We start from the raw sequence: 24,129 nt of genomic DNA, 5'->3' as shown, positions 1-24,129 counted from the left end.
GGCACGGATCTCCGGATCGGATGAACGCTCGCGCGCTCCGGACGGTATCCCCCTCCGAGCCGCCGATCTCCGGCGACCGCAAGTCTCGAGGAGTGCACGATGACCAGGAACATCAGAGTCGGTATCGCAGCTGTCGCCGTCGCGGGCGTGATGGCGGTGGCACCCGTGCTCGCCGGTGCGAGCAGCGTCGCTCCCGCCGCGGCGACCAGCGACTCCAGCAGCGCGTCGGACAGGAACCTGATCAACGCGGTCCGCTCCGTGGCGGCGAAGCTGCGGGTCGTCGGACTCTCCGACGGCGGCACGAAGCTCGTGCAGTTCAACCCGACCAAGCCCGGCAAGGTCACGAACCGCGTCGCCGTCAGCGGCCTGACCGGCGGCGACACCGCGCTCATCGGCATCGACTACCGCGTCCAGGACGGCGCCCTCTACGGCGTCGGCGACAACGCGGCGAGCGCCGGCGTCTACTCCATCAACCCGTCCACCGGCGCGGCCACCCAGGTGACCCGTCTCACCGTGGCGCTGAGCGGCACCTCCTTCGGCGTCGACTTCAACCCCGCCGCCAACGCGCTCCGCGTGGTCAGCGACACGGGCCAGAACCTCCGTCAGCCGTTCGCCACCGCGGGCGCCGCGACGGTCGCCGACGGCACGCTCAGCTACGCCGCGCCCGCCGTGGCCACCGGTGTCGCCGGGGCCGCGTACACGAACAACGACCTCGACGCGAACAGCGCGACCACCCTGTTCGTCCTCGACACGGCCCTCGACCAGATCGCCATCCAGTCCCCGGCCAACGCCGGCACCCTGGCGCCGACCGGGAAGCTCGGCCTCGACGCAGCGGGTGCGACCGGCTTCGACATCTACTCCGTCCTCCGCAACGGCAGCTCCATCGGCTCGGTCGGCCTCGCCGCCGTCAACGGGTCGCTCTACGAGATCGGACTGCTGAACGGCACGGCGACTCCGCTCGGCGCCATCGGCGCGGACGTCACGGACATCGCCGTCCCGCTCGTCCAGCGCTGACCCGAAAGGCTCCCGGCGACCGCGCCCCTGCCGACCGCCGCTCCCGGTGAGCGCCGGTCGGCAGGACGCCGGTCGGCAGGACGCTCCGGCGGGCCGCCGGGGCCGAGAGCCCTCGTCGGAAAGTTCACTCAGCTATGCATCACCGTTCACCCACCGATGCGGCGATGAGGAGTGAGATGAGCGTGCCCCTTTCCGGGGTCTCACCTCTCAAGGAGTCCACGACGTGACACGACTGTTCCGCTCCGCGAACCGCGGACGCTCCGCTCTGGCCCTCTCGGCCGCTGCTCTGGTCTGCGCCGCCGCCCTGGCCGCACCCGGCGCCGCCACTGCCGTCGGTGCCGCCGACCTCTCCGCCACCGGCGGAGCCGCCCGCATCTCCCCGGTCGACGCCGACCTCTCCGACTCGCTGCGCGCAGCGGTGAAGGAGCAGGACGCGAAGAACGTCATCCTCCTCATCGGGGACGGCATGGGCGATTCGGAGATCACCGTCGCCCGCAACTACCAGTACGGAGCGGCCGGCCGCTTCCCCGGGATCGACGCCCTGCCGATCACCGGCCAGTACACGACCTACTCGCTCTACCGCGCGGACGACCCGGCGACGGGCGCCGTCAAGGGCGCCCCGGACTACGTGCCCGACTCCGCCGCCACCGGCAGCGCCTGGGCCACCGGCACCAAGACCTACGACAACGCCATCTCGGTCGACATCGACCAGCAGCGCAAGGACACCCTCCTCGAGATCGCGAAGGCGAACGGCCTGAAGACCGGCAACGTCACCACCGCCGAGATCCAGGACGCCACCCCGGCCGTGCAGGCCGCCCACGTCGACGCCCGCAGCTGCTACGGACCCGACAGCGCGAGCTGCGGCGACGACGCGCTGGAGAACGGCGGACTCGGCTCGATCAGCGAGCAGATCCTCGACACCCGCGCCGACCTGACCCTCGGCGGAGGCTCGGCCAGCTTCGCGCAGGTCGCCCGCGCCGGCGACTGGAGCGGCGAGCCGCTGTTCCAGCAGGCCGCGGAGCGCGGCTTCCAGGTGCTCGGGGACGCCACGACTGCCGCCACCGCCGCGCAGCTCGACGCGCTGACCGTCGCCGACCAGGACGCGCCCGTGCTCGGACTGTTCAACTCCGGCAACCTGCCCGTCCGCTACGCGCCCACCCCGGCGACGGTCGGCGGAGCGGACGCCGCCCCGCAGACCTGCGTCGCGAACCCCGACCGTCCGGCCGAGCAGCCGACGCTCCGCTCCATGACCGAGAAGGCGATCGACCTCCTCGACACCGGCGACCAGGGCTTCTTCCTCCAGGTCGAGGGCGCGAGCATCGACAAGCAGGACCACGCCGCGAACGCGTGCGGCCAGATCGGCGAGACCGTCGACCTCGACGAGGCCGTCCAGGCCGCGCTCGCGTTCGCCGAGGCGGACGGGAACACCCTCGTCATCGTCACCGCCGACCACGCCCACTCCAGCCAGATCGTCGACTCCACCCCGCCGACCTCGCTCAGCACCGCGCTGAAGACCGCCGACGGCAGCACCATGAAGGTGTCGTACGGCACCGCCGCCGAGGGCGGATCGCAGCAGCACACCGGAACGCAGCTGCGCATCGCCGCCTACGGGCCGGGCGCGGCGAACGTCGCCGGGCTCACCGACCAGACCGACACGTTCTTCACCATCACGAACGCGCTCGGAGTGGACCGCGACATCCGCTCGATGAGCTTCGGAGCCACCGCCGAGCTCTCCGGCTCGTCGTTCGCCCCCGGAGCCGACGTCACCCTCACCGCGAAGGGCTTCAACGGGGACACGCAGCTGATCGGCTCCGCGCCCCTGTTCACGGACCGCACCGCGACCCGCGACCTCGCCGGCGGCGGCCTCACCGTCACGGCGAAGGCGCCCACCACGCCCGGCGACTACAGCGTCACGGTGACCGGCGACCAGACCGGCAAGGCGATCACCCTGCCGTTCACCGTCACCGAGCGGCCGAAGTCGAGCACCCCCATCACCGACAAGGTCAAGGACCTCGGCGGGAAGCTGATCGACAAGATCCGCCAGCACTGAGCACTCGTCGGCCCGGCTCCTCTGGAGGAGCGAGGGCCGACGGAGTCGCAGGAAGGGCCGTCCCTCGGGGCGGCCCTTCCTCGCGTCCGGGGGGATGTCGGCACGACCGGACCGGTGAGCCCGCCTCCGATCAGGACGCGCCGACTCCCGGCGACCGGTCGCGATGCGGCACGGCCCCCGCGCGCTGCACGATCGAGCGGATCGGCGCTTCGAGCAGCAGCGCCGCCCGGCTCGCTGTCAGCGGAGTGGGCCGCCGATCCGACGAACCACTGCGACTCCCCTCGGAGGAACAGCCCGCTGCTCGAAAAGGTCCGGCTCATCGGAGGGAAGCGCGACTCGGCGGTCGGTGCGGTTGATGTAGAAATCGAACCCGCTGCCGTCGATCGTCCGCCGCGAGTGGAAGACGGCGCCGACCATCTCCGACGGGAGCTCGGAGGCCACTCCGGCGGCCTCGAGAAGTTCGGCGACGACATCGAGGAGGTCACCCCCTCGGAGACGGGTCGAGACGTAGGAGGCGCTGCCCGCTCCGGCCGCGCGCCGCGTCACCGCCGGCTCGCCCGCGTGCGGTCCTGTCGCGTAGCGGCGGACCACCCGCGTCTCAGGACTGCGGAGCTGGATCCCCTCGGTCCACAGGGATCCGCGCAGGTCACCCTCCAGCAGGACGTGCTCCTCCTCGAGGAGCGGGTGGAACTCCTCCACTCGGATGCCGAGGAGGTCGCGCAGAGCACCCGGGTAGCCGCTGGCGACGACGTGGTCGTTCTCGTCGGCGATCCCCGAGAAGTACGTGGTGATCAGGTTCCCGCCGCCCTCGACGTAGCCGGTCAGCTCGCGACCTGTCCGCCCGGAGACGAGGTAGAGCATCGGAGCGACGACGACGTCGTACTGGGTCAGGTCGGTGCCCGGGGTGATCACGTCCGCGCGGACGCCCGCGTCGGCGAGCGCGCGCCACCAGTCCAGCGCCTCGCGTCGGTAGCGCAGCAGCGTGCTGGGGTGCGATTCCAGCTCGCTCGCCCACCAGGAGTCCCAGTCGAACAGGACGGCGACCGGGGCCGCCTCGCGCCGGCTCCCCGCCACATCGTCCAGCCGGCGCAGCCGCTCCCCCAGCTGGACGACGTCGCGGAACAGCTGGCTGTCCTCGCCGGCGTGGGGCAGCATCGCGGAGTGGAACTTCTCCGCTCCGGCGACGGACTGCCGCCACTGGAAGTAGCAGACGGCGTCGGCGCCGTAGGCGACGTGGGTGAGGGCGTCGCGCGCCATCTCCCCCGGCTGCTTGGGCTGGTTGACCGGCTGCCAGTTCACCGCGCTGGTCGAGTGCTCCATCAGGAACCAGGGCGATCCCTGCGCGACGCCTGAGGTCAGCGCCGCTGAGAAGGCCAGCTCGTCGAAGGACTGCTCCCCGGCGAAGCGGTAGTGGTCGTTGGAGACGAAGTCGACCTCCCGCGCCCAGTCGTCGTAGGCGGCGTGGTTCTTGCCCTCCATGATCATGAAGTTGGTCGTGACCGGGATGTCGGGGGTGATCCGCCGCAGCACCTCGCGCTCGGCGACGAGGTACTCCTTCAGGGCGTCGGAGGAGAAACGGAGGAAGTCCAGGCGCTGGGTCGGGTTCGGCAGGGCCGCCACCAGACGCGGAGTGAGCACCTCCTCGAACGAGCTGTAGCGCTGCGACCAGAACGCTGTCCCCCACGCCGCGTTGAGGCCGTCGATGCCGGTGTAGCGGTGCTCGAGCCAGGTGCGGAACGCCCGCGTGGCGTCCTCGGAGTGGTCCCAGGCGTTGTGGCAGCCGAGCTCGTTGCTGACATGCCAGGCGACGATCGCGGGGTGGTCCCGGTAGCGCTCGGCGATGCGCTCGACGAGCTCGAGGGCGTGCGCTCGGAAGACCGCCGAGGTGGGACGCCAGTGCTGCCGGCCCCCGGGCGAGAGGATCCTGCCGTCGGCGGTGACGGGGAGGATCTCCGGGTGGGCCAGCGTGAGCCAGGGCGGCGGGGAGGCGGTCGCCGTCGCCAGATCGACTCCGATGCCTCCGGCGTGCAGCAGGTCGAGGACCTCGTCGAGCCAGGCGAAGTCCCACTGGTCGGGGGCGGGCTGGATCTTCGCCCAGGAGAAGATGGCGACGGAGACGACGTCGACCCCGGCCTCCTGCATCAGCCGGACGTCCTCGGCCCAGACCTCGCGCGGCCACTGATCCGGGTTGTAGTCGGCGCCGAAGGAGATGCGCGGGGTGCGCTCCTCGCCGGTGCGGAGCCATCGGTGGTTCATGGGAGCCTCTCGTCGGTGTCCGGGCGCCGTGAAGACGGCGACCGCGGGTCGTGTGGGGTCGGGTCGGGTCGAGCGCGGGTCGAGCGCGATCAGGCGGAGCGCTGGGAGAGCGGGGAGATGACGAGCTCGTCGATCCGCACGTGGCGGGGTGCGTCGACCACGAACATCGCCGAGCGGGCGATATCGGCGGGCGCGAGCATCACCGATCGGGCCGCCGCGCCGGGGACCTCGGGCCGCTGGCGCAGGAAGTCGCTGTCGATGTCCCCGGGGCAGAGGAGTGTCGCGCGGACGCCCGAGTCCGCCTCCTGGTCGTTGAGGGTGCGGACGACCGGCGCGAGCGCCGTCTTCCCGGCGCTGTAGGCGACTCCGGCGCCGGGCGAGGGGCGCCAGCCCGCGATCGAGGAGACCACGACGATCACGCCGGATGCGGCGCGCAGTCCCGGAAGTGCGGCGTCGGCACTGCGGACGACGCCGAGGAGGTTGGTCTGCACGACGCTCGCGAACTCCGCCATCGACTGGTCCGCCCACGCCCGCCGCGGGGTGTTGGCACCGGCGGAGAGAATGACGGCGTCCAGGCGGTCGGTGCCGGTCGCGGCGGCGATCGCCTCGACGCGCTCACGGGCGTCGTCCGCGGCGACGTCGAACGGCAGCTCGAGGGCGGTGCCGCCTGCGGCGCGGACGAGTCCCGCCGTCTCGGACAGCTCGGGCGCCCTGCGCCCCGAGAGGGCGACGGTCCACCCCCGCTCCCCCAGGGCCGTCGCGCAGGCGCGCCCCACTCCGCTTCCGGCTCCTGTCACCCAGGCGACTCGCATCTCCGCGTCCATGAGATCTATAATAAGCAGACTTTTCAGAACGACGGGGGTAGGACATGCTGATGGATCTCACGGATCGGGTCGTCCTGGTGACGGGTGGCGGCCGGGGCATCGGGCGGGCGCTCGCTGAGCGGTTCGCCCTCGAGGGTGCGAAGGTGGCGGCGTTCGACGTCGCCTTCCCTGAGGGCGCGCCCGAGGGCGTCCTCCAGATCGAGGGCGACGTGACCGAGCCCGACTCCGTGGCGAGCGGCGTCGCTCGCGTCGCCGAGGAGTTCGGCGGTATCGATGTCCTGGTCAACAACGCGGGCATCAACGTCGAGGGCCGGGTGGAGGATCTCGATCTGGCCGCCTGGCGCCGCTGCTTCGACGTGAACGTCGGCGGCGTGTTCCTGATGTCGCAGGCGGTGCTTCCGCATGTGAAGGCCTCCGGTCATGGACGCATCCTCAACGCGGCCTCGTTCGCGGCGATCGTCCCCTCGGTGGGCGCGGCCGCCTACGGCGCATCGAAGGCGGCCGTCGTGCAGTTCAGCCGGGTGCTCGCCGGCGAGCTGGGGCCGTGGGGCGTCACGGTCAACGCCTACGCTCCCGGTATGATCCCGAGCGCCATGAACGGTTTCGAGACGATGCCCCAGGCGGCTCAGGACCGGCTGCTCGACACGCTGACCCTCCGCCGCTGGGGCACCGCCGACAGCATCGCCGATCTGCTCGTGTTCCTCGCGAGCGACGCCGCCGACTACATCACGGGCACGCTCATCGACGTGAGCGGCGGAAAGCTCGCCACGCAGCTCCCGCAGCGCGCCTACGAGGGAGTGGTCCCACCCGTCTCATGACTCATCAACGCTCCCTCGTCGACACCATCGGCACCGCCATCGTCGGTGGAGATCCGCCGACGGGCACGGTGCTGAACATCGAGACGCTCACCCGCGAGCACGGCGTCTCGCGGTCGGTGATCCGAGAGGCTCTGCGCATCCTCGAGACGCTCGGGATGATAGTCGCCCGCCAGCGGGTGGGGATCACCGTCCTCGGCCGCGAGCACTGGCAGCTCCTGGATCCGCGGGTCATCGCCTGGCGGTCGCACACGGACGACGCGCAGATCCAGCTCCGCGAGCTCATGCAGCTGCGCACCATCATCGAGCCGGCGGCGGCGGAGCTCGCCGCGGTCCAAGGCACGGAGGAGCAGCTGACCGCGATCGTCCGGGCCGCCGAGGAGATGACCGCGACCTACCGCGACCGGCGCGTCGCCGCGTTCACGCGGGCCGACCTCGACTTCCACTCGGCGATCGTCGTCGCGGCCTCGAGCTCCGTCCTCGCGCAGCTCTCCGACACCGTCCTCGCCGCCCTCCGGCTGCGCTACTCCGGCAGCGTGCCGGTGTTCGACGAGGAGGGCGAGCGGGCCCTGGCCATCCACGTCCGGCTCGCCGACGCGCTCACCGCACGCGACGCCGGAGCAGCGGTCGGCCTCACCCGTGCGCTCGTCGATCAGACCCGGGGCCGCCTGGAGGAGCCCGTGGAGCACCCGGACGACGCGGTCGCGGCGACGCCGGGAGGCGGCGCATGAGCTCCGCCGTCCTCGCCTACTGGGAGGCCGCGGTGTGCATCCCGCCCGTGTCGCATCACGCCGAGGGCCCGCTCTGGGACCCGCGCGGCGACACGCTGATATGGGTCGACCAGTACGCGGGACTCGTCCGCTCCGCGACCCCGGAGGGTACGAGCTTCCTGCTCCGCCCCCCGATCGCCTTCGACGGTCCCGTGGGCGCCGTCGTCGGAGACGTGCGCGGCGGCTGGCTCGTCGCGGCTGCGGACGGCCTGTGGTCCCTCTCCCCAGAGGGCACCGTCTCCCCCGTCGTCGACGTCCTTCCGCGCGACGGCGTGCACCGGCGCATGAACGACGGGAAGGTCGATCCGGCCGGCCGGTTCTGGTTCGGCACGATGGCGATGGACAAGCGCTCGGGCGCCGGCTCCCTCTACGCCCTCGACCAGGGCGTCGTCACGGAGGCGGTCCCCGAGGTCACGATCTCCAACGGTCTGGCCTGGTCCCCAGACGGCGGCACGATGCATTACATCGACACCCCGACCCACCGCATCGACCGGTATCTCACGGAGGGGTCCGCCCTCCGTCGTGACGGATCGCTCGATCTGTCGTCGCGGCCAGGGAGCCCGGACGGCATGACGATCGACGACGAGGGGGCGCTGTGGGTAGCGATGTGGGGTGCTTCGGCAGTGCATCGCTACGACCCCTCCGGCGAGCTGATCGGTGTCGTCCACGTCGACGCCCCGCAGGTCTCCAGCGTGACCTTCGGCGGACCCGATCTGGACACCCTGTTCATCACGACGTCCCGCGAGGACTACTCTCCCGCCGATGCCGCCGCGCACCCTCTCGCCGGAGCGCTGTTCCAGGTGCGGCCGGGAGTCCGCGGCACAGCGGCAGTCCTGTACCGGCCCTGATCGCTCCGCGCCGATCCTCTCCGGTCCCGCGGAGCGCGGCGGCTGTCGCGGGACAGTCGATCGCGCCCTCGACCGCGCAGGAGAGCGCGGCGCGGGGAGGCCCCGCGCCGCGCTCTCGTATCGCTCAGCGACTCCGTATCACTTGTTGACGGAGAAGCCCTGCTGGTCGCCGTGCTCGACGAGCTGGTCCTGCCAGTCCATCAGTCCGCTGCCGATGTCCTCGTGGTTGACGAAGGACTGACCGACGGTGTCCGGGAAGACGCTGTTGGCGTAGACCTGGAAGGGCAGGTACTGCCAGCCCGTGCTGACGGTGCGGGACGCTTCGACGAGGATCTCGTTGATCGCCTGCCCGCCGAAGTACTCGGGGGTCTGCGCCAGGAACTCGTCCGACTCGAGGTCGGCGACGGTCGCGGGGAAGCCGCCGGACTGGAGGAAGATGTCGATGCTCTCGTCGTCCGAGTTCAGCCATCGCACGAACGCAGCGGCCAGAGCCTTGTTCTCGCTCTGCTCGAGCACGACCTGTCCGCCGCCGCCGTTCTCCGAGTTGCCGCCCGTGCTGCCGCCGTCGGCGGTGGGCAGGGCTGCGGCGCGCCAGTCACCCGCGGCCTCGGGCACGGAGGACTCCAGCACGCCGGGCATCCAGGCCCCGCTGAGGAGCGTGGCGATGGTGCCGTCGCCGAGTGCGCGGTACCACTCGTCGCTCCAGCTCGGGATGTCCGGCAAGAGCTCGCCCTCGGTCAGGCGGGACCAGTTCGCGGCGAAGGCCCGAGAGCCCTCGTCCTCGAGGTCGACGGAGATCGTCGTGCCGTCGTCCGCGACCTCGAACGGGCGGCCGCCGGCCTGCCAGATCATGCTCGTCGCGAAGCCGGGGTCGCTGGTGTCGCCGGCGATGTAGGCGTCGGGGTTCGCTGTGTGCAGCTTCTGTGCGGCGGCGTAGTACTCGTCCCAGGTAGTGGGGACCTCGATGCCGTACTGGTCGAAGACGGCCTGGTTGTAGAACATGGCCATGGGGCCGGAGTCCTGCGGCAGGCCGTACAGGCCGCCGCCGATGCTGACCGAGCTCCAGGGACCGGTACTGTACAGATCCTCGAGGTCGGCGAGGCCGTACGGAGTCAGGTCGACGAAGGAGTCGGCCAGCGCGAACTGCGGGATGGCGAAGTACTCGACCTGGGCGACGTCGGGCGCGCCGGAGCCGGCGGTGATCGCGTTCTGCAGCTGCGTGTACTCGGTCGTGCCGGTGCCGACGTTCACGACGTTCACATCGACGTTCGGGTAGGCCTTCTCGAACGCGGCGACCTGCGCCTCGGCGGACGGAGTCCATGTCCAGTAGGTCAGGGCGCCGCCCTCTTCGAGGGCCGCGTCCAGGTCGGCCGCATCGGCGTCCGAGTTCGTCGCGCCGCCGGCGGCGGAGCAGCCGGAGAGCACCAGGCCGAGGGTGAGCGCGGCGCCCGCCAGGGTGCCGAAGCGGCCGAGACGCCGCCTGCTGGTGGAGTGAGTCATGGGAGTTCCTTTCGAGTGACTTCGTTGTACGGGAAGGGAGGGGAGGAAGGAGGTGCGGAGGTTCACTGCTTGACGCTTCCGGCGGTCAGACCCGACTGCCAGTAGCGCTGCAGGAACAGGAACGCGATGACGATCGGGACGATCGTGAGCAGCGAGCCGGTGATCACGAGGTTGTAGATCGGCTGGGCTCCGACGCCGGTCGCCTGCGCGCTCCACTGGCTGAGGCCGACCGTGAGCGGATACCAGGTCGGCTCGCTGAGCATGATGAGCGGCAGGAAGTAGTTGTTCCAGGTGGCGACGACGGTGAGGAGGACGACCGTGACGATGCCCGGGGAGAGCAGTCGCAGCGAGATGGTGAAGAAAGTGCGGAACTCGCTCGACCCGTCCATGCGTGCCGCCTCGAGCAGCTCGGTCGGGACGGCCTCGGTGGCGAAGCTCCAGATGAGGTAGAGCGCGAAGGGGCTCACGAGCGAGGGCAGGATGACCGCCCAGGGCGTGTTCGTCAGTCCCACCTGGCTGAACATCAGGAAGGTCGGCACGGCCAGGGCGGTCCCGGGCACCGCCACCGCCCCGAGGATCAGGGCGAAGACGCCCCGCTTCCCGGGGAAGTCGAACTTGGCGAGTCCGTAGCCGGCGACCGTGGCGAGGAGTGTCGCTCCGCCCGCTCCGACGACGACGTAGAGCAGGGTGTTGGCGAACCACTGCAGGAACACGCCGTCGCGGTAGGTGAGTGTCTCGTAGATGTTCTGGAAGAGCGCGAACTCGCCGCCGAAGCCGAGGCCGAAGGTGGAGAGCAGATCGCTCTGGCTCTTGGTCGCGTTGATGAGGAGCCAGACCAGCGGGACCACTGAGTACACGACGAAGACGACCATCATGACGGCGAGCAGGATCGAGCGGCGCGGGCGTCGAGCGCGGGGGCTGGTGCGTGCGTAGGAGACGGTCATCTCAGCGCACCTCGGAGCGCTGTCCGCGCAGCTGCACGATGTAGGCGATAACGGCGGTCAGGAGCCCCATGACGATCGCCACAGTGGCCGAGTAGTTGTACTGCTGGCCTGCGAAGGAGAGGTTGTAGGCGTACATGTTCGGGGTGAAGTAGGTGGAGATCACGTTGGGGGCCAGCACTTTCAGGAGGTTCGGTTCGTTGAAGAGCTGGAAGCTGCCGATGATCGAGAAGATGGTGGCGATCACGACCGCGCTGCGGATGGCCGGCAGCTTGATGCTCCACACCACTCGCAGGCCGCCCGCTCCGTCGAGGTCCGCCGCCTCGTAGATGTCGGCGGGGATGACCTTCAGTGCCGCGTAGAAGATGAGCATGTTGTAGCCCAGGAACTCCCAGGTGACGATGTTGCCGATCGAGCCCAGCACCCACTCCGAGCTGAACGGCTGCAGGATCTCCGCGCCGAGCAGATCGTTCACGCTGCCCGTGAGGCCGAACTGGTTGCCGTAGAGGAAGCCCCAGATCAGTGCTGCCACGACGCCGGGAACCGCGTAGGGCAGGAACAGCAGGATCCGGAATGCGCCTCGGCCGACGAGGTGGGCGCTGTCGATGGCGAGAGCGGCGACGAGGGAGAGCACCAGCATCACCGGGACCTGCACGACGAGGAACAGCGTGACGCGGCCCAGCGACTCCCAGAAGCGCGGGTCCTGCAGGAGGAGGACGTAGTTCTCCACTCCCACGAACGCGTTGCCGCCGACCAGCTGCTGGCGGAACAGGCTGAGGTAGATCGCGTAGACCACCGGCGCGACCAGGACCGCCAGGAACACGAGCATGAACGGGCCGATGAACCCCCAGCCCCGCCAGTCGCGGCGGGCGCGGCGGGCGCTCACCGGTCGGGCTGTCGTCAGAGACACCATCGTCGCTCCTCAGTCGTTGAGATTTTTGGTCACGTGACCATCTGGGTCCGGACTCTAGCATGGAGCCATGAGCAACGAGAAGGATCCCCGTGCGACGCCTCCTCCCGCGGCCCCGGTGCGCGCGGACGACCAGGATGTCTGAGGCGCACCGTCCCGGTGCGACGAGGCACAAGGGACCGTCTCAGAGCGACGTCGCCGAGCGGGCGGGGGTGTCGAAGCAGACGGTCTCGCGCGTCGCGAACGGGGCGCCCGAGGTCGACTCCTTCACCCGGGAGAAGGTCCTCCTGAGCATGACCGAGCTCGGCTACCGGCCCAATCGCGCGGCCCGCGCGCTCCGATCGGGCCGGTACCGGAACATCGGCGTGGTGCTCTCGACCCTCTCCTCGTTCGGCAACCGCCGAACCCTCGAGGCGATCTCCGCAGAGGCCAACCGGGCCGGGTACTCTCTCACGCTCATCACCGTGGACGTCTCCAGCCGGGACGAGACGAGCAACGCCTTCTCGGTGCTCGCCGACCAGGCCCTGGACGGCATCATCATCGTGCTCGAGCAGTTCCACTACCGAGACAACCCGGACGTGCACCTCCCGCCGGGCGTTCCCGTCGTCTCCCTGGACGCCAGCCGGGAGACCAGCCATCCCGTGGTCGACTCCGACCAGAGGCACGGCGCACTGCTCGCCACCCAGCATCTACTCGACCTCGGGCACGACACGGTCTGGCACGTCAGCGGACCGAGCGACAGCTTCGCGGCTCTGCGACGGGAGGCCGCCTGGCGGGAGGCGCTGCGTGAGCGCGGCATCGAACCGCCGGCCACCCTCGCCGGCGACTGGTCGACCGGATCGGGGTACCGCGCCGGAGTCACGCTGAGAGAGCGGGATGACGTCACCGCAGTGTTCGCCGCCAACGACCAGATGGCGCTAGGAGTCCTCCTCGCCTACCACGAGGCGGACATCCCCGTGCCCGGCCGGGTCAGCGTCGTGGGGTTCGATGACATCGAGGAGGCCGAGGCCTTCTGGCCCCCTCTGACGACGGTCCGCCAGAAATTGATGGAGGTCGGCCGTGTGAGCGTTCGGACACTCGTCGCGGTCATCGAGGGCCGCGAGGCCGTGGATGCTCGAACGACGGTCTCAACCGAACTGATCGTGCGGCGAAGCACGTCGTCCCCTCCTCCGCGAAATGGCAACGCGACCGATCATCGGGGTGGATGAAGCCGTCGGAGCGGCGATTCGAGGTCGACGGCAGGCGGCCGATCGGCGAGTGACGCGAGATGAGCACACGGCTCATCCGAAGATCCGCGGTGCGGCTGGGTGTGGACCGAGCCGAAGCGCTGGCTTGCGTGGACTCGCTGACCAGCGCGCGCCGTCCGGCTCGGCGGCGATCACGAGGGTGCAGTGGTTGGTCGAGGGGATGTGCACGAGCGCGAACCGACGCCCGTGCGAGAAGCTGCCGGTGAGCGGGGGGGGTCCTGGTGGTCTCCTGCCCGGACGCGGACAGCGACAGTGCGGATCGGCTCAGCATGCTCTCCGCCTGGGACGGCAGCGCGTCCGGATCCGCGGTGGGCGAACGCGGGTGAAGACGCTGAGGGGGGACGACCTGCGCGCCGTCGCCCGATCCCTCTGCTGCGCCGCCTGCGTCGGCGATCAGTCCGCGGCTGCTGCGCCGAGCGCCGCCTGCACCGCGCGGATGCTCGATCCGAGCACACCCGAGGTCAGGAGTCCCGGACCGAGCGGGCCGGACGGGTCCTCACCGAGGAGCGGCAGGGTCCGCAGCGCCGCCCGCACCTGCCCGCTCATGTGCCCCAGCTGCCACCGGATCTCGGCCTCGCCGCCCTACCGCGTCGAGGCCAGCCCGACCGCCTTCACTGCGTAGGCGGCGGCGCCGAGCGCGTGAGCTCCCATGTGGGCGACGCCGGACGCCTGTCCCGCCGACCGCGCCGCAGCCTTCGCCGCCGGAGAGATCGCCGACTGCGCCGCACGACCCGCGACGAAGCGGAGCCGGATCTCCCCCGCCGCGTCCGACTCGCCCCGCGAGAAGGCTCGGGCGCGGGCGATGCCGTCCCGTGCCCGGACGTCGTCGGGGGCCTCGGCCTCGAAGAGGGGGAGCACCCTCTCCGCGCAGTCGGCGGCCCACGCGGCGACGAGGCGACGATCGGCTTCGGACAACGACTGCGGGGACATGCCAGCACTCTCGCAGACGGCTCGAGCGTCCGTCCGTCCGGAGCCGCCCGTGGCCGCGGTCGTCGGGGCGGATGTGCCGGGAATTCCCGCTCACCGGCGCCCGACCCGCGGAGGGGGCGGCTAGAGCACGTCCGCGATCGCGGCGAACGTCCCGTCCGGGTCCTCGAGCTGCATGTCGTGGTGCACGCCCGGGAGCCGGCGCACCTGCCAGCCCCGCTGCTCGAACCGCGCGGCCAGGGCGTCCGGCAGCACCGCCGGCGACTGGTCGGAGAGCACGACCGTCGACGGGACCGCCGGCGCCTCGACCGGGACCGGGTGGAAGGCGACGTCCCGGAACACGCCGACGGCCATCCGCGCGTCGAACCTCTTCTTCGCGTCGTCGAGCAGCGCGCGGATCTCCGGGCTGTAGGCGGCGCGGACCGCGGCGCTCGCCCGCGCCTGCCCGAGCTGGGCGACGCCGAGCGACAGCAGCGGTGCCGCCCAGAACAGCCGTCCGCGCAGGCCGCTCGTGGGGAGCGACAGGGCGAACCCGGGATCGAGGTAGACGGCCCGGCCGGGCGCGAGTCCGGCGACGGCACGCTGCAGCACCGCGCCGCCGAGCGAGTGGCCGACCACGCTGTGGAGCCCTGCCGGCAGCGTCTCGACCAGGTCGGCGGCCATGTCGTCGATCCGGTACGACTCGGCCCGCGGGCTCTCGCCGTGCCCGCGCAGATCGACGGCGGTGACGGTGTGACGGCCGGTCGCGACGAGCCGCTCGACGAGCGGCCCCCAGGTCGCCGCCGACCCGCCGAGACCGTGCACCAGCCCGACGTGTCGCGGTCCGGATCCGGTGATGAGGGTCTGCAGGCGCATCCCCTGATCCTGCCCGAGACGGCGCCTGAGGCGGAGGCGCCGGGCGGATGCGGAGCCTGCTGCTGCACCCTCTGCGTCGACGATCGCGCCACATCTCCTGCCATCGAGGTGTGCGCTCTTGACTCCGCCGATGAGCGCTGGGAGGTTCTCCGGATGCGATGGCACTCCGCCGTCCGCCCGAGCAGCCGGCCGAAGAGAGGACCTCCATGACAGCGACGAGCAGAGCCACGGGAACGGTCGGCCGGACCGCCGTCGTCTTCGGGGCTGCGGGTCTCGTCGTCGGGGCCGTCGTCGGCGGAGCCGCCGTCTTCGGAGCGGGGCTCCTCCTCGACGACTCGAGATCGAGGATCACGATCCGGGACGTCACCCGCGCGGAGCTGGACGGACTCGAGCGCGCTGCCGCTCCGAGCAGGGGGGCCTGCGGAGATCGTCGTGGGTGCGTGGAGGGCGTCGACGGGCCCGGGGCGTCGATCCACCGCTACCACTCCCTCGATCTCGCGCGCCAGGCGACGGTGTACAACACGAGGGACGTCTACCGGTCGGACCGGCTCGTCGTCGAGTTCGAACCGGATCTGGGCCCCGATGAGCGGCACGACCTGATCCAGGTGATCGAAGGGACCTGGACCGGGAGCAGCGACTGACGGGCGTGAAGCGAGCCGCCCGGACGGCGTCGACGAGCGACCGGAGGGCGGGGCCCTCGACTACTCGCTCAGCGCCGATCCTCCTCCGGAATGCCCACCGGACAGGGGCCTCCGCAGGGGGTCCGCTCGGGTGCGGTCCGGGCCTACGCTCGCCCCATGCACATCCGCACTGTCGCGATGAGGCCTGGCGCCGCCGCTCTCGGGCCGGTCGGCGCGCCCCCACGGACCGCGCTGGACGACGTGCTCGCCCACCTGGTCGCGGCGCTCGCGATCGGATCCGGCCTGCTGCTGGTGCCGGCGGGCGTCGGCGGAGTGCCGCTGCTCGCCACGGGATCGACCGGAGCGAGCGCCTTCGAGGCCTGGACGCTGATCCGCACCACCGTGGCGCTGCAGGTCGGCATCGCCGTGCTCGCGATCGGTCTCGGCGCCGTGGCGCGGACGCGCGGTCCCGCGGGGACCCGAGCGGAGCGCTGGTGCGTGGTCGCCGCGATGAGCGCCGCGATCGGCGTGGTGCTGCTGGTCGTGCCGCCGGTCTGAGGACCCCCCGGGGAGCGTCGCCCACCGGCTTGTCCGGGTCGCAGTGCGCGCCCGTGACCGGACCGTCACCTCGCGCCGCGCGGCGTGATCGGATCGTTGCAGAATCCGGCACCGGCTGAGGTTCCGCATAGGACACACTCAGCGACAGGGGGCGAGCGTCCCCCGCTCATGGGGAAGCCGACCGCGATCAGCGGCTCGGAGGAAGCAGGAATCGTGCGCTCTGCGCGACGACGCCACGGCGTCACCGTCATCACCACTGCGGCACTGCTGGGGGCGCTCGCGTTCCCGTCCGTCGCTCTGGCCACCGAGGTCGTCCCTGACGCCGCCTCGAGCCCCGCACCGGCCGAGCCGGCTCCCACCGCGGAGCCGACCGCGACTCCGGAGCCCACGGCGACGCCGCAGCCGGCCTCGACCCCGGCCTCGACTCCGGCTCCGACCATCGCGCCCGTCGAGAGCGCGCAGTCGCCCCTGGCGATCGCCCTCGACCGCACCACCTACGAAGCGGGCTCGGCGTTCTCCGCGATCCCCTCGGCGGAGGGCTGGGCCGGCGGCCTGGACGTGTCCGGGACCGGTTTCCAGCCCGGCACCGTCGCCGTCGTCGTGCTCCGCGACGGCGCCTCGGAGGAGGCCGTCACCACCAGCGTGATCACCGCCTCCGGCGAGCTCCGCCTCCAGGACTGGCTCCCCACCGACGCGGACGGCGTCGCGGTGGACCCCCACCTCCCGCTCCCCGGCGAGACGATCTCCGTCGTCGCGGAGGGACTCGACGCCTCGGGCGCCCGTGTCGCCTCCGATGCCGTCGAGCTGACCGTGACGCAGCCCGACACGAGCGTCGCCTTCCAGAACCGGGAGGACGGCGGGGTGCTCCCGGCCGGTGCGGACATCCAGGTCGGTGAGTTCCGGATCTACGGCGTCGTCGCCTCGTTCCGCGGATTCGACCGCGGCGAGGACGTGTCCGTCACGCTCACCGCGCCCGACGGCAGCACCTCCGCCCTCGTGCCCCCCGCGCCGACCCCGCTCTCGGGCGAGGCCTTCGTCCTGCTCGACGCCGACACCATGGCGGACCAGCTGGGCACCTTCTCCGTGACCGCCGCGGGAGAGACCAGCGGACGCTCCGTGACGTCGTCGCTCGAGCAGGTTCCCTCGCGCACCGCGATCCGGATCTGGCCCCAGGGGGCTTCGCCCGAGCCCGCCCCGGCGGACGGACAGCCCACCAGCGGTGGCGCTCTCCTCGGCTTCGGCGCGGACGAGACCGTCTCGATCGGCGTCTTCTCGACCTCGGGTGCGCGCCAGACGCTCACGGGCGGCGGCTCGAGCCTCGAGGTCGGCGTCGACGCGCTCGGCTGGAGCCTGATCTCCCTCGGCCAGTACCCGCTGCAGGACCCGGCGAGCGAGATCTACTGCGTCATCGCCCGCGGCACGTCGAGCGGTCTCGTGGCGAGCACCTCCTACGACTACACCCTGACGGAGGAGGACCCGATCGCCGGAGAGGCCGACTGCTCCGCCGCGGTCGCCGCGGTCACGGCGCACCCTGTCGGCGCCGCGCCTGCAGGGCACCCGGCCGGCTCCGGACCCGCTGCGCAGACGGGCGGCCACCGCCCCGTCCTCGCCTCGACCGGCGTCTCGACGACCGCGCCGCTCGCCCTGGCCGCCTTCGGCATCCTCGGCGGTCTCGCCCTGACGGTGCGCCGCCGCCGCGCGTAGACGGCCGCGCACCACGCACGACGAAGGCGCCCGGGCACACCGCCCGGGCGCCTTCGCCGTCGCGAGACCCGTCGGGTCAGTCGGACGGCACCGCGCAGGTCTCCTCCGCCGCGGTCTGGCCCGGAGCGTCGACGGCGACGGGAGCGGGATCCGTCGGAGCCGCGCCGCCGTCCGCGGGCGCCTCCGCCGCGGGCGCCTCCTCCGCCGGAGCGTCGGATGCGAGGGTCACCGGCTGGTCGTTGAGGACGCGGTTCATGAGCTCGGCCCCGACCTCGGCGTTGGGCACGACCTTGCCCGGGTAGTCCGGGTCGTCGAGCGCCGGGTACTGCACGAACACCATCTTCGAGAGGTCGACGTCCTTCAGCGCGAGGGCGAGCGAGATCATCGTCGCCGGGCTCGTGAGCGACGTCGACAGGTGCACGTTCGACGAGGTCGCCTGCGCGAGTCCGTAGAGGGCGGGGATGTTCGAGAGGGTGTCGGCCGAGCGGACGGTGCGCATCAGCGAGGCCAGGTACTGCTGCTGCGACGAGATGCGGCTGAGGTCGCTCTGGTCGCCGACGCCGTGGCGGCTGCGGAGGAACGAGAGGGCCATGGACCCGGAGACGGTGGAGGTGCCGGCGGGCAGGTCGAGTCCCGAGTCGGTGTCGAGGATCGGACCCGTGAGGCAGATCGGGACGCCGCCGACGGCGTTGCTCATCTCGATGACGCCGTTGAAGGACACCCAGCCGGCGTAGGGCACCGTCAGGCCGGTGAACTGCTGCAGGGTGTCGTTGACGCAGGCGAGCCCGCCGTACTGGAACGCGGAGTTGAGCGGGACGCCGGCGGCCGCCTCGGTGACGACGCCCGTCTCGGGGTCCGTGCAGGCGGGACGGTCCAGGATCAGGTCGCGCGGGAAGCTGATCACCGTCGCGCTGCGATGGTCGGCCGAGACGTGGAGCAGGATGTTGACGTCGTTGAGCGTGTCGTCGCGGACGCCGAACGTGTCGCCCTGCGTGGCGTCGTTGTCGGTGCCGACCACCAGGACGTCGAAACCGCCCTCGACCGCGCCCATCTGCACGTTCCCGGCGGTGGGAGGAGCGACGCCGAGGTCGACCGCGTTGTCGGCGACGTTCCGGCTGATGCTCACCGTCGCGATCGCCACGAGCGAGGTGGCGCTGACAGCGAGGACGCCGACCACCGCCGCGATCCCGACCACCACTGTCCGCACCCCGGACCGCCGCCGGAGCCGCCCGTGCCGCACCGCGCGCTCGTGAACCCTCATGCGCTCCCACCCCTCGCCCCGCCCGCCCGTTCGCGGACGCAGTCGCTCGCCAGTGTAGGCAGGCCCCCTCCGATGCGGCGCGGAACGGCCCTGCTACCGTCGTGCGCGCATCGAGGAGCGGAGGAGGAGCCGTGGAACGCCGAGTCGTCGATCCCGTCACGCAGATCGAGTGGATCGTCCCGCCGTTCGCGACCGAGGAGGACACCCTCGCCCGCGCGCGGGCCGATCGGGAGGGGCGGCTCGCCGACCTCCGCCTGTACCCGGACCACTGCGCGGAGTATCCGCTCTGGGCGGTCGACGGCCCGATCGACGATCCGGGTGCGATCGGCGTCCCGGAGGCCCTGCACGGACCGCTGCTCCGCTGGCAGGAGCTCTGGGCGTCCGGATGCGACGTGTTCGAGGGCTGGAGGAGCGCCGAGGCGGAGGAGCGCTGGCTCGCCCTCGGCCGGGAGCTGCACACCGAGCTCGAGGCCGCCCTCTGGCTGACGACCCGGGTGCTCGCCTGCTTCTGAGGACTGCTGCTCGGACATCCGCGGGAAAGCCGGCGCAACCCGTCCCCGGACCGGCCCCCGCGTGCCTACCCTGGACGGTGCGCTCTCCTCGTCTTCTGCAGCAGGTCGTCGGCAAGCTCGGCGGGCAGCGGCCCGCGGCCCCGGTGAGCCGTCGAGCGCAGCGCGCGCTCCTCGCCGAGCAGACGGTCCGCGGAGTGCTCGAGCTGGCCGTGCGGCTGGGCGAGACGCTGCTCTCGCTGGGGTCCGCGGCCGCCGAGGTGACCGAGACGATCCAGCGGGTGTGCCGCGCGTACGGCATCGAGTGCCAGGTCGACCTCACCTTCACGTCGATCCTGGTCGTGCACGACGGAGGCGACGACTCCCCCAGCGTGAGCGTGCTGCGCGTCGTCCCCTCCCGCAGCGCCGACTACGAGCGGCTCGCCCGCGTGACGGCGCTCGTCACCGCCATCACCGAGGGCTCGCCGGAGGTGCGGGTCGCCGACGCCGTCGATTCCGCCGAGGCCCGCGAGGAGGCCCGGCACCAGTTCGAGGCCGCGCACGACCGGCTCGACGCGATCCTCGTCCAGCCGCACCGCTACCGCCGCGGAGTCGTCACCCTCACGCTCGCGCTGATGGCCGCGGGCGTCGCGCTCCTGCTCGGGGGCGGACCCCTCGTCGTGCTCCTCGCCGCCGCGACGGCCGCCGCGATCGACCTGGTCAACCAGCTGCTCGCCCGCTGGGGCCTGCCCGCCTTCTTCCAGCAGATCGCCGGTGCCGCGGTGGCGACCGGAGTGGCGGTGGTGCTGCTCGCGGTCGTGCCGCGGCTGCCCGTGGAGCTGGCGGTACTGCCGCCCGCGCTCGTCGTCGCGTCGGGGGTGGTCGTGCTCCTCGCCGGGCTCTCGTTCGTGGGAGCGGCGGACGACGCGATCAACGGGTTCCCGATCACGGCGGGCGGCCGGCTGCTCGAGGTCGGGCTGCTGACGCTGGGCATCGTCGTCGGGATCGCCGTGGTGCTCGACGGCGCGCGCTCGCTCGGGGTCGAGCTGGTGCTGGTCGACTCCTACGCCCGCCCCTGGCCTGCCGCTGTGCAGGTGCTCGGTGCCGGGGTCGCGGCCGGCGCCTGGGCGCTCTCGTCGCACACCCCGCCGCGGCCCACGCTCATCGCCGCCCTCACCGGAGCCGGCGCGTTCCTCGTCTCCGACTCCTTGACCACCTCGGGCTTCGCGCCGCTCATGGCCAACGCCCTCCCGGCGCTGGCGATCGGCCTGCTCGGCGAGATGCTGGCCGAGCGGATGCGGGTGCCCGCCGTGGTGACGACCGCGTGCGCGATCGTCCCCCTCCTGCCCGGCCTCACCCTCTACCGCGGCGTCCTCGGCCTCACCTCGAACGCCGGCCCGAGCGCCGGGATCGAGCTCCTGCTCCAGGCGGGCATGATCGCGCTGGGCCTCGCCGGCGGAGTCACGCTCGGCCGGATCGCCTACCGCCGCCTGCGCACCCCGATCGTGCGGGCGGTGGCGCCGGTCCGCGCCCGGACCCGCCGGGACCGCGGGATCGAGCAGGCCCTCGCCGCCGACGTCCTCTACCCCGACGGCGCCGAGGCCGGGCAGGCGGACACCGCGCAGGTCGTCACGGCGCCGGGCAGCGGATCCGGCCTCACGGCGTCCGACCCGTCGGCGCCGGCCGCGGTCGACCCCGCACCGCTGCCCGACGAGCCGGCGCCGGCCGCCGAGGAGCCGTTCACCCGCACCGGGATCGTCCCGATCGTCAGCACGATCGGCGTGACGGAGCCGGTGCCGATCGTCACCGAGGAGGATCCGGCCGACCGGGGCTGACGACAGGGCCTGCTCCCGCGGTCGGCTCCTCGCCGCAGAGGGAGGCGCCGCGCCGGTCAGTCCGCGTGGCCCCGCACGACCGCGGTCCGGCGGGTGTCGATCACGATCACCGAGCCGAGCACGATCAGGGCGAGCGACACCGAGGCGAGCGTGTCGGTCAGCCAGTGGTAGCCGAGGTAGAGCCGGGCGACGATCTGGCCGGCGATCATCCCGAGCGAGAGCGCGAAGCCCCCGATCATCCAGCTCCGGGAGGAGCGGCGGGAGGCGAGGAGGAACGTGGTGATCAGGAAGAAGTCGCTCACGCCGGTGACGTGGCCGGAGGGGAACGAGAAGGTCCCGTCGGGCCCGAGCAGCATGTACTCGACCGGCGGGCGCATCCGCATCACGAGGTGAGCGGCCAGCTGCACGCTGAGCATCCCGACGAGCATGCCGCCGGCCAGGAGGATCGGCCGCCAGAGGTGCCGCGCGAGGACGAACCAGAGCACGAGCACCGCCAGGATGATGACCGGCAGGTAGACCGGCCCGAAGACGGTGGCGAGCGCGTCCATCACGACCGTGCCCTCGGCGGAGCGCTTCTCGCGGAACCACTCGGCGACGACCGGATCGAGGACGGTGAGGCCGGTGCCGCTCGCGACCTGCGCGGTGAAGGCCGCGAAGAGGACGACGCCGACGCCGATGAGGCCGAAGCCGGCCCGGTCGAGGCCGCGGCGCGCCTCCGGGGCCATCACGCGCTCCTCCACGAGGAACCGCTGGTGGAAGCGGGCGCGGCGAGAGAGGGCGGGGGTGCTCATCCGCTCACCCTAGGGCTGCGGAGGCGCCGCCGACCGGGCCGTTCGCTCAGCGTCCTGCCGTGTAGTGCGTCTGGATCTGCTCCGGCGTGAGGACCGTCGAGTACACCGCGGCGTAGCGCAGGCTCCCGCCGAAGTACGAGGAGCCGACGTTCGGCCACTGGCCGCCCAGGCTGTCGTATCCGATCTTCCAGTTGCCCGTCGTGTTCTCGGCCGTGCGGTACGTGCTGTTCGAGGCGACCTTCACGCCGTCGACCCAGAGCGCGATGCCCGCCGTCGGCGAGAGCGTGGAGACGACGTGGTGCCAGAGCCCGTCGTTGACGGCTCGGGTGCTCGTGATGGTCTGCGCGGCGCCGTTGTAGACGCCGAAGACGAGCTTGCCGTCGGCACCGATGTAGGTGTGGCGGTCGTACTGGCCGCCGGGAGCGGTGGCGCCCGCGCTGAAGCTGAAGAGCTTGCCGCCGGCGTTCGTGGTCTTGAACCAGATCTCGGTGCTGAAGGTGCCGGGGTTCCTGATCTCCAGCGGCGTGCTCAGGTACTGGTTGGTGCCGTTCGGCGTCCACGAGCCGCCCGCGTCGCGCGGGCAGGCCTTGGGCGTCGCGGCGGAGCTGACCATCGCGGTCGGGAAGAGGCTGGTGGAGCGGTAGGTGCCCGGGTACTGGCCGGAGTCCGTGTCGGGCGCGGTCGTCGATCCGCTCGGCTGCGCGAGCGTGTAGGAGAAGAGCGCGGCCCCGCGGTCGGCGGCGAGGGCGCCGTCGCAGGTGAAGAACGCGGCGGCGCTGCCGACCGTGTTGGTCGAGTTCAGGATCGAGGCGGTGTACGCGCCGGAGGTGGCAGGGGCGGTGAGCAGCACGGCGGCCAGGGCGGCGGCGGCGAGGGCGGCGACGACAGACCTCGGGCGGGCGAGGAGGGTGCGCAGCCGCGCGGCCGGCGAGGCGGAGGAGAGGCGGTGCCGGCTCATGCCGTCTCCTCCTCGCGGGCGGCGCGGCGGCCGCGCTCGGCGGTCCGCTCCGGCTCCCCGGGGAGGCCGACGAAGACCGTGTAGAGCACCGGGATCGCGCAGAGCAGGACGAAGAGGACCCAGCCCCAGAACGGCAGGTGCAGAGCGGAGGAGAGGGCGTAGGCGTCTCCGTCGTGCGCCGGGATCTGCAGGCGGCCGACCTGTCCGGAGACCAGGTCCACGGGGTCGGCGCCCTCGGCGCTCACGCGGATGGGGAGGACGCCTGTCGAGACGAGCGTGGCGTTCGTCGTGCCGCTGTCGACGGTGGCCTCGAGGACGACGATGCCGACCAGCGGGCGGAGCACGAAGACGGTGACGGACGCGACGAGCGAGAGGCCGAGGATCCGCATCGACGCCCGCTGGGTGGGCGAGGCGATGAAGCGGGTGAGCAGCTGCACGAGGACGGCGCCGATGATCAGCAGCGGCAGGCCGCGCACGAGCCAGCCGAGCACCGGCAGCGCCGTGGTGACGACTCCGATGAGCTGGTCCTGGCCGGTGGCCCACGGATCGACGGCTCCGTTGATGTCGCCCTGGGTGCGGAGCGTGCCGTCGTCCGCGATCTCGACGACCCGGTGGGTGTAGGTCTCGTCGGGCGTGGTGGTGGGGTGGAAGCTGACCGCGTCGCCGACCCGGACGTCCTCGAGGGCCGTCGGCTCGGTGAGGACGAGGGTGCCGACCGGAGCGGCCGTGCCCATGGAGGGCGTCTGCACGATGAACCAGCGTCCGCCGGACGCGTGGAACAGGAGCGCCGCCGCGACCAGGACGGCCAGCAGAGCGGTCGTCGTCCCGATCAGGGCGGTGCGGAGGAGGGACCGGCGGGGGCGGTCGGCAACCTCGGACCCAGCGACCCCACGGCCCTCGCGGACGCACGAACAGGCACAGCAGTCACCGAACAAAACAACACAACCACCGAGGAGA

Annotated in this window: 23 protein-coding genes; 11 read left to right on the top strand and 12 right to left on the bottom strand. The window is 72.0% G+C overall.

What is annotated here, in order from left to right; all coding sequences use genetic code 11:
• The first annotated feature begins 99 nt into the window (after window positions 1-99).
• Window positions 100-1,014, top strand: a complete 915-nt coding sequence (locus C5C29_RS04790; protein WP_219813767.1) for a DUF4394 domain-containing protein — start codon at window positions 100-102, stop codon at window positions 1,012-1,014.
• 223 nt (window positions 1,015-1,237) lie between these two features.
• Complete coding sequence (gene phoA, locus C5C29_RS04785) at window positions 1,238-3,064, top strand: alkaline phosphatase (protein WP_308470861.1); 1,827 nt, start codon at window positions 1,238-1,240, stop codon at window positions 3,062-3,064.
• A 237-nt stretch (window positions 3,065-3,301) separates the two neighbouring features.
• Here the strand turns inward: phoA and C5C29_RS04780 are convergent, their stop codons facing one another.
• Together C5C29_RS04780 and C5C29_RS04775 are read right to left on the bottom strand one after the other, a co-directional pair.
• The gene (locus tag C5C29_RS04780; protein WP_104308019.1) at window positions 3,302-5,320 is read right to left on the bottom strand and encodes a beta-galactosidase; all 2,019 of its coding nucleotides are present in this window, start codon (window positions 5,318-5,320) and stop codon (window positions 3,302-3,304) included.
• 89 nt (window positions 5,321-5,409) lie between these two features.
• The gene (locus C5C29_RS04775) at window positions 5,410-6,144 is read right to left on the bottom strand and encodes an SDR family oxidoreductase (protein ID WP_104223304.1); all 735 of its coding nucleotides are present in this window, start codon (window positions 6,142-6,144) and stop codon (window positions 5,410-5,412) included.
• Window positions 6,145-6,194: 50 nt separating this feature from the next.
• Here C5C29_RS04775 and C5C29_RS04770 point away from each other — a divergent pair, with 50 nt between their 5' ends.
• From C5C29_RS04770 to C5C29_RS04760, 3 genes are read left to right on the top strand one after another with little or no spacing between them, the layout of a single operon-like run.
• On the top strand, window positions 6,195-6,962 hold the full coding sequence (locus tag C5C29_RS04770; protein ID WP_308470860.1) for an SDR family NAD(P)-dependent oxidoreductase: 768 nt from the start codon (window positions 6,195-6,197) through the stop codon (window positions 6,960-6,962).
• Entirely contained in the window at window positions 6,959-7,690 is a 732-nt protein-coding gene (locus C5C29_RS04765) for a FadR/GntR family transcriptional regulator (RefSeq protein WP_104223306.1), read from the top strand. Before C5C29_RS04770 ends, C5C29_RS04765 begins: the two co-directional genes overlap by 4 nt.
• Window positions 7,687-8,577, top strand: a complete 891-nt coding sequence (locus C5C29_RS04760; RefSeq protein WP_104308018.1) for an SMP-30/gluconolactonase/LRE family protein — start codon at window positions 7,687-7,689, stop codon at window positions 8,575-8,577. The genes C5C29_RS04765 and C5C29_RS04760 overlap by 4 nt, the downstream gene beginning before the upstream one ends.
• 138 nt (window positions 8,578-8,715) lie before the next feature.
• On the opposite strand, the gene C5C29_RS04755 is transcribed toward C5C29_RS04760, so the two are convergent.
• From C5C29_RS04755 to C5C29_RS04745, 3 genes are all read right to left on the bottom strand, one after another.
• Complete coding sequence (locus C5C29_RS04755; protein WP_104308017.1) at window positions 8,716-10,077, bottom strand: ABC transporter substrate-binding protein; 1,362 nt, start codon at window positions 10,075-10,077, stop codon at window positions 8,716-8,718.
• Between the two features lie 62 nt (window positions 10,078-10,139).
• Entirely contained in the window at window positions 10,140-11,021 is an 882-nt protein-coding gene (locus C5C29_RS04750) for a carbohydrate ABC transporter permease (RefSeq protein ID WP_104223309.1), read from the bottom strand.
• Between the two features lies 1 nt (window position 11,022).
• Entirely contained in the window at window positions 11,023-11,931 is a 909-nt protein-coding gene (locus C5C29_RS04745; RefSeq protein WP_104223310.1) for a carbohydrate ABC transporter permease, read from the bottom strand.
• Between the two features lie 134 nt (window positions 11,932-12,065).
• On the opposite strand from C5C29_RS04745, the gene C5C29_RS04740 reads away from it, so the two are divergent.
• A complete protein-coding gene (locus C5C29_RS04740) occupies window positions 12,066-13,136 on the top strand; it encodes a LacI family DNA-binding transcriptional regulator (RefSeq protein ID WP_104223311.1) in 1,071 nt (356 codons plus the stop codon).
• A gap of 432 nt (window positions 13,137-13,568) precedes the next feature.
• On the opposite strand, the gene C5C29_RS17585 is transcribed toward C5C29_RS04740, so the two are convergent.
• The 3 genes from C5C29_RS17585 to C5C29_RS04730 all read right to left on the bottom strand — a co-directional run bounded on the left by C5C29_RS17585 (window position 13,569) and on the right by C5C29_RS04730 (window position 14,957).
• Window positions 13,569-13,721, bottom strand: a complete 153-nt coding sequence (locus tag C5C29_RS17585; RefSeq protein WP_308470859.1) for a hypothetical protein — start codon at window positions 13,719-13,721, stop codon at window positions 13,569-13,571.
• 36 nt (window positions 13,722-13,757) lie between these two features.
• Entirely contained in the window at window positions 13,758-14,105 is a 348-nt protein-coding gene (locus C5C29_RS17580; protein ID WP_308470858.1) for a putative immunity protein, read from the bottom strand.
• 120 nt (window positions 14,106-14,225) lie between these two features.
• Window positions 14,226-14,957 (bottom strand): alpha/beta fold hydrolase, encoded by a 732-nt coding sequence (locus C5C29_RS04730; RefSeq protein ID WP_104223312.1) that lies wholly within the window; start codon window positions 14,955-14,957, stop codon window positions 14,226-14,228.
• 206 nt (window positions 14,958-15,163) lie between these two features.
• Between C5C29_RS04730 and C5C29_RS04725 the strand changes: the two genes are divergently transcribed.
• The 3 genes from C5C29_RS04725 (at window position 15,164) to C5C29_RS04715 (ending at window position 17,839) form a co-directional block, all read left to right on the top strand.
• Window positions 15,164-15,598, top strand: coding sequence for a hypothetical protein (locus C5C29_RS04725; protein ID WP_104223313.1), 435 nt, complete (start codon window positions 15,164-15,166; stop codon window positions 15,596-15,598).
• Window positions 15,599-15,754: 156 nt separating this feature from the next.
• Complete coding sequence (locus C5C29_RS04720) at window positions 15,755-16,135, top strand: hypothetical protein (protein ID WP_146076856.1); 381 nt, start codon at window positions 15,755-15,757, stop codon at window positions 16,133-16,135.
• A gap of 168 nt (window positions 16,136-16,303) precedes the next feature.
• The gene (locus C5C29_RS04715) at window positions 16,304-17,839 is read left to right on the top strand and encodes a hypothetical protein (RefSeq protein ID WP_104223315.1); all 1,536 of its coding nucleotides are present in this window, start codon (window positions 16,304-16,306) and stop codon (window positions 17,837-17,839) included.
• A gap of 76 nt (window positions 17,840-17,915) precedes the next feature.
• On the opposite strand, the gene C5C29_RS04710 is transcribed toward C5C29_RS04715, so the two are convergent.
• On the bottom strand, window positions 17,916-19,100 hold the full coding sequence (locus C5C29_RS04710) for an LCP family protein (RefSeq protein ID WP_146076854.1): 1,185 nt from the start codon (window positions 19,098-19,100) through the stop codon (window positions 17,916-17,918).
• Window positions 19,101-19,231: 131 nt separating this feature from the next.
• Between C5C29_RS04710 and C5C29_RS17045 the strand changes: the two genes are divergently transcribed.
• On the top strand, window positions 19,232-19,612 hold the full coding sequence (locus tag C5C29_RS17045; RefSeq protein ID WP_104324363.1) for a hypothetical protein: 381 nt from the start codon (window positions 19,232-19,234) through the stop codon (window positions 19,610-19,612).
• Between the two features lie 77 nt (window positions 19,613-19,689).
• Window positions 19,690-21,423 carry a threonine/serine exporter ThrE family protein gene (locus tag C5C29_RS04705; RefSeq protein WP_181065422.1) on the top strand — a complete coding sequence of 578 codons (1,734 nt, stop codon included), beginning with the start codon at window positions 19,690-19,692 and terminating at the stop codon, window positions 21,421-21,423.
• A 56-nt stretch (window positions 21,424-21,479) separates the two neighbouring features.
• Here C5C29_RS04705 and C5C29_RS04700 read toward each other — a convergent pair whose 3' ends face one another.
• The 3 genes from C5C29_RS04700 to C5C29_RS04690 form a co-directional block, all read right to left on the bottom strand.
• Window positions 21,480-22,214 carry a phosphatase PAP2 family protein gene (locus tag C5C29_RS04700; protein WP_104223319.1) on the bottom strand — a complete coding sequence of 245 codons (735 nt, stop codon included), beginning with the start codon at window positions 22,212-22,214 and terminating at the stop codon, window positions 21,480-21,482.
• Between the two features lie 46 nt (window positions 22,215-22,260).
• Window positions 22,261-23,172, bottom strand: a complete 912-nt coding sequence (locus tag C5C29_RS04695; protein ID WP_104308016.1) for a LamG domain-containing protein — start codon at window positions 23,170-23,172, stop codon at window positions 22,261-22,263.
• Window positions 23,169-24,129: S26 family signal peptidase (locus C5C29_RS04690; RefSeq protein ID WP_219813766.1), on the bottom strand; the 961-nt coding region annotated here is incomplete at its 5' end. The genes C5C29_RS04695 and C5C29_RS04690, both read right to left, overlap by 4 nt.

Origin of the sequence: Rathayibacter sp. AY1H2, from assembly GCF_002931985.1 — a bacterium.
GTDB lineage: Bacteria > Actinomycetota > Actinomycetes > Actinomycetales > Microbacteriaceae > Rathayibacter.
This window is presented reverse-complemented; position numbering and strand designations above follow the sequence as displayed.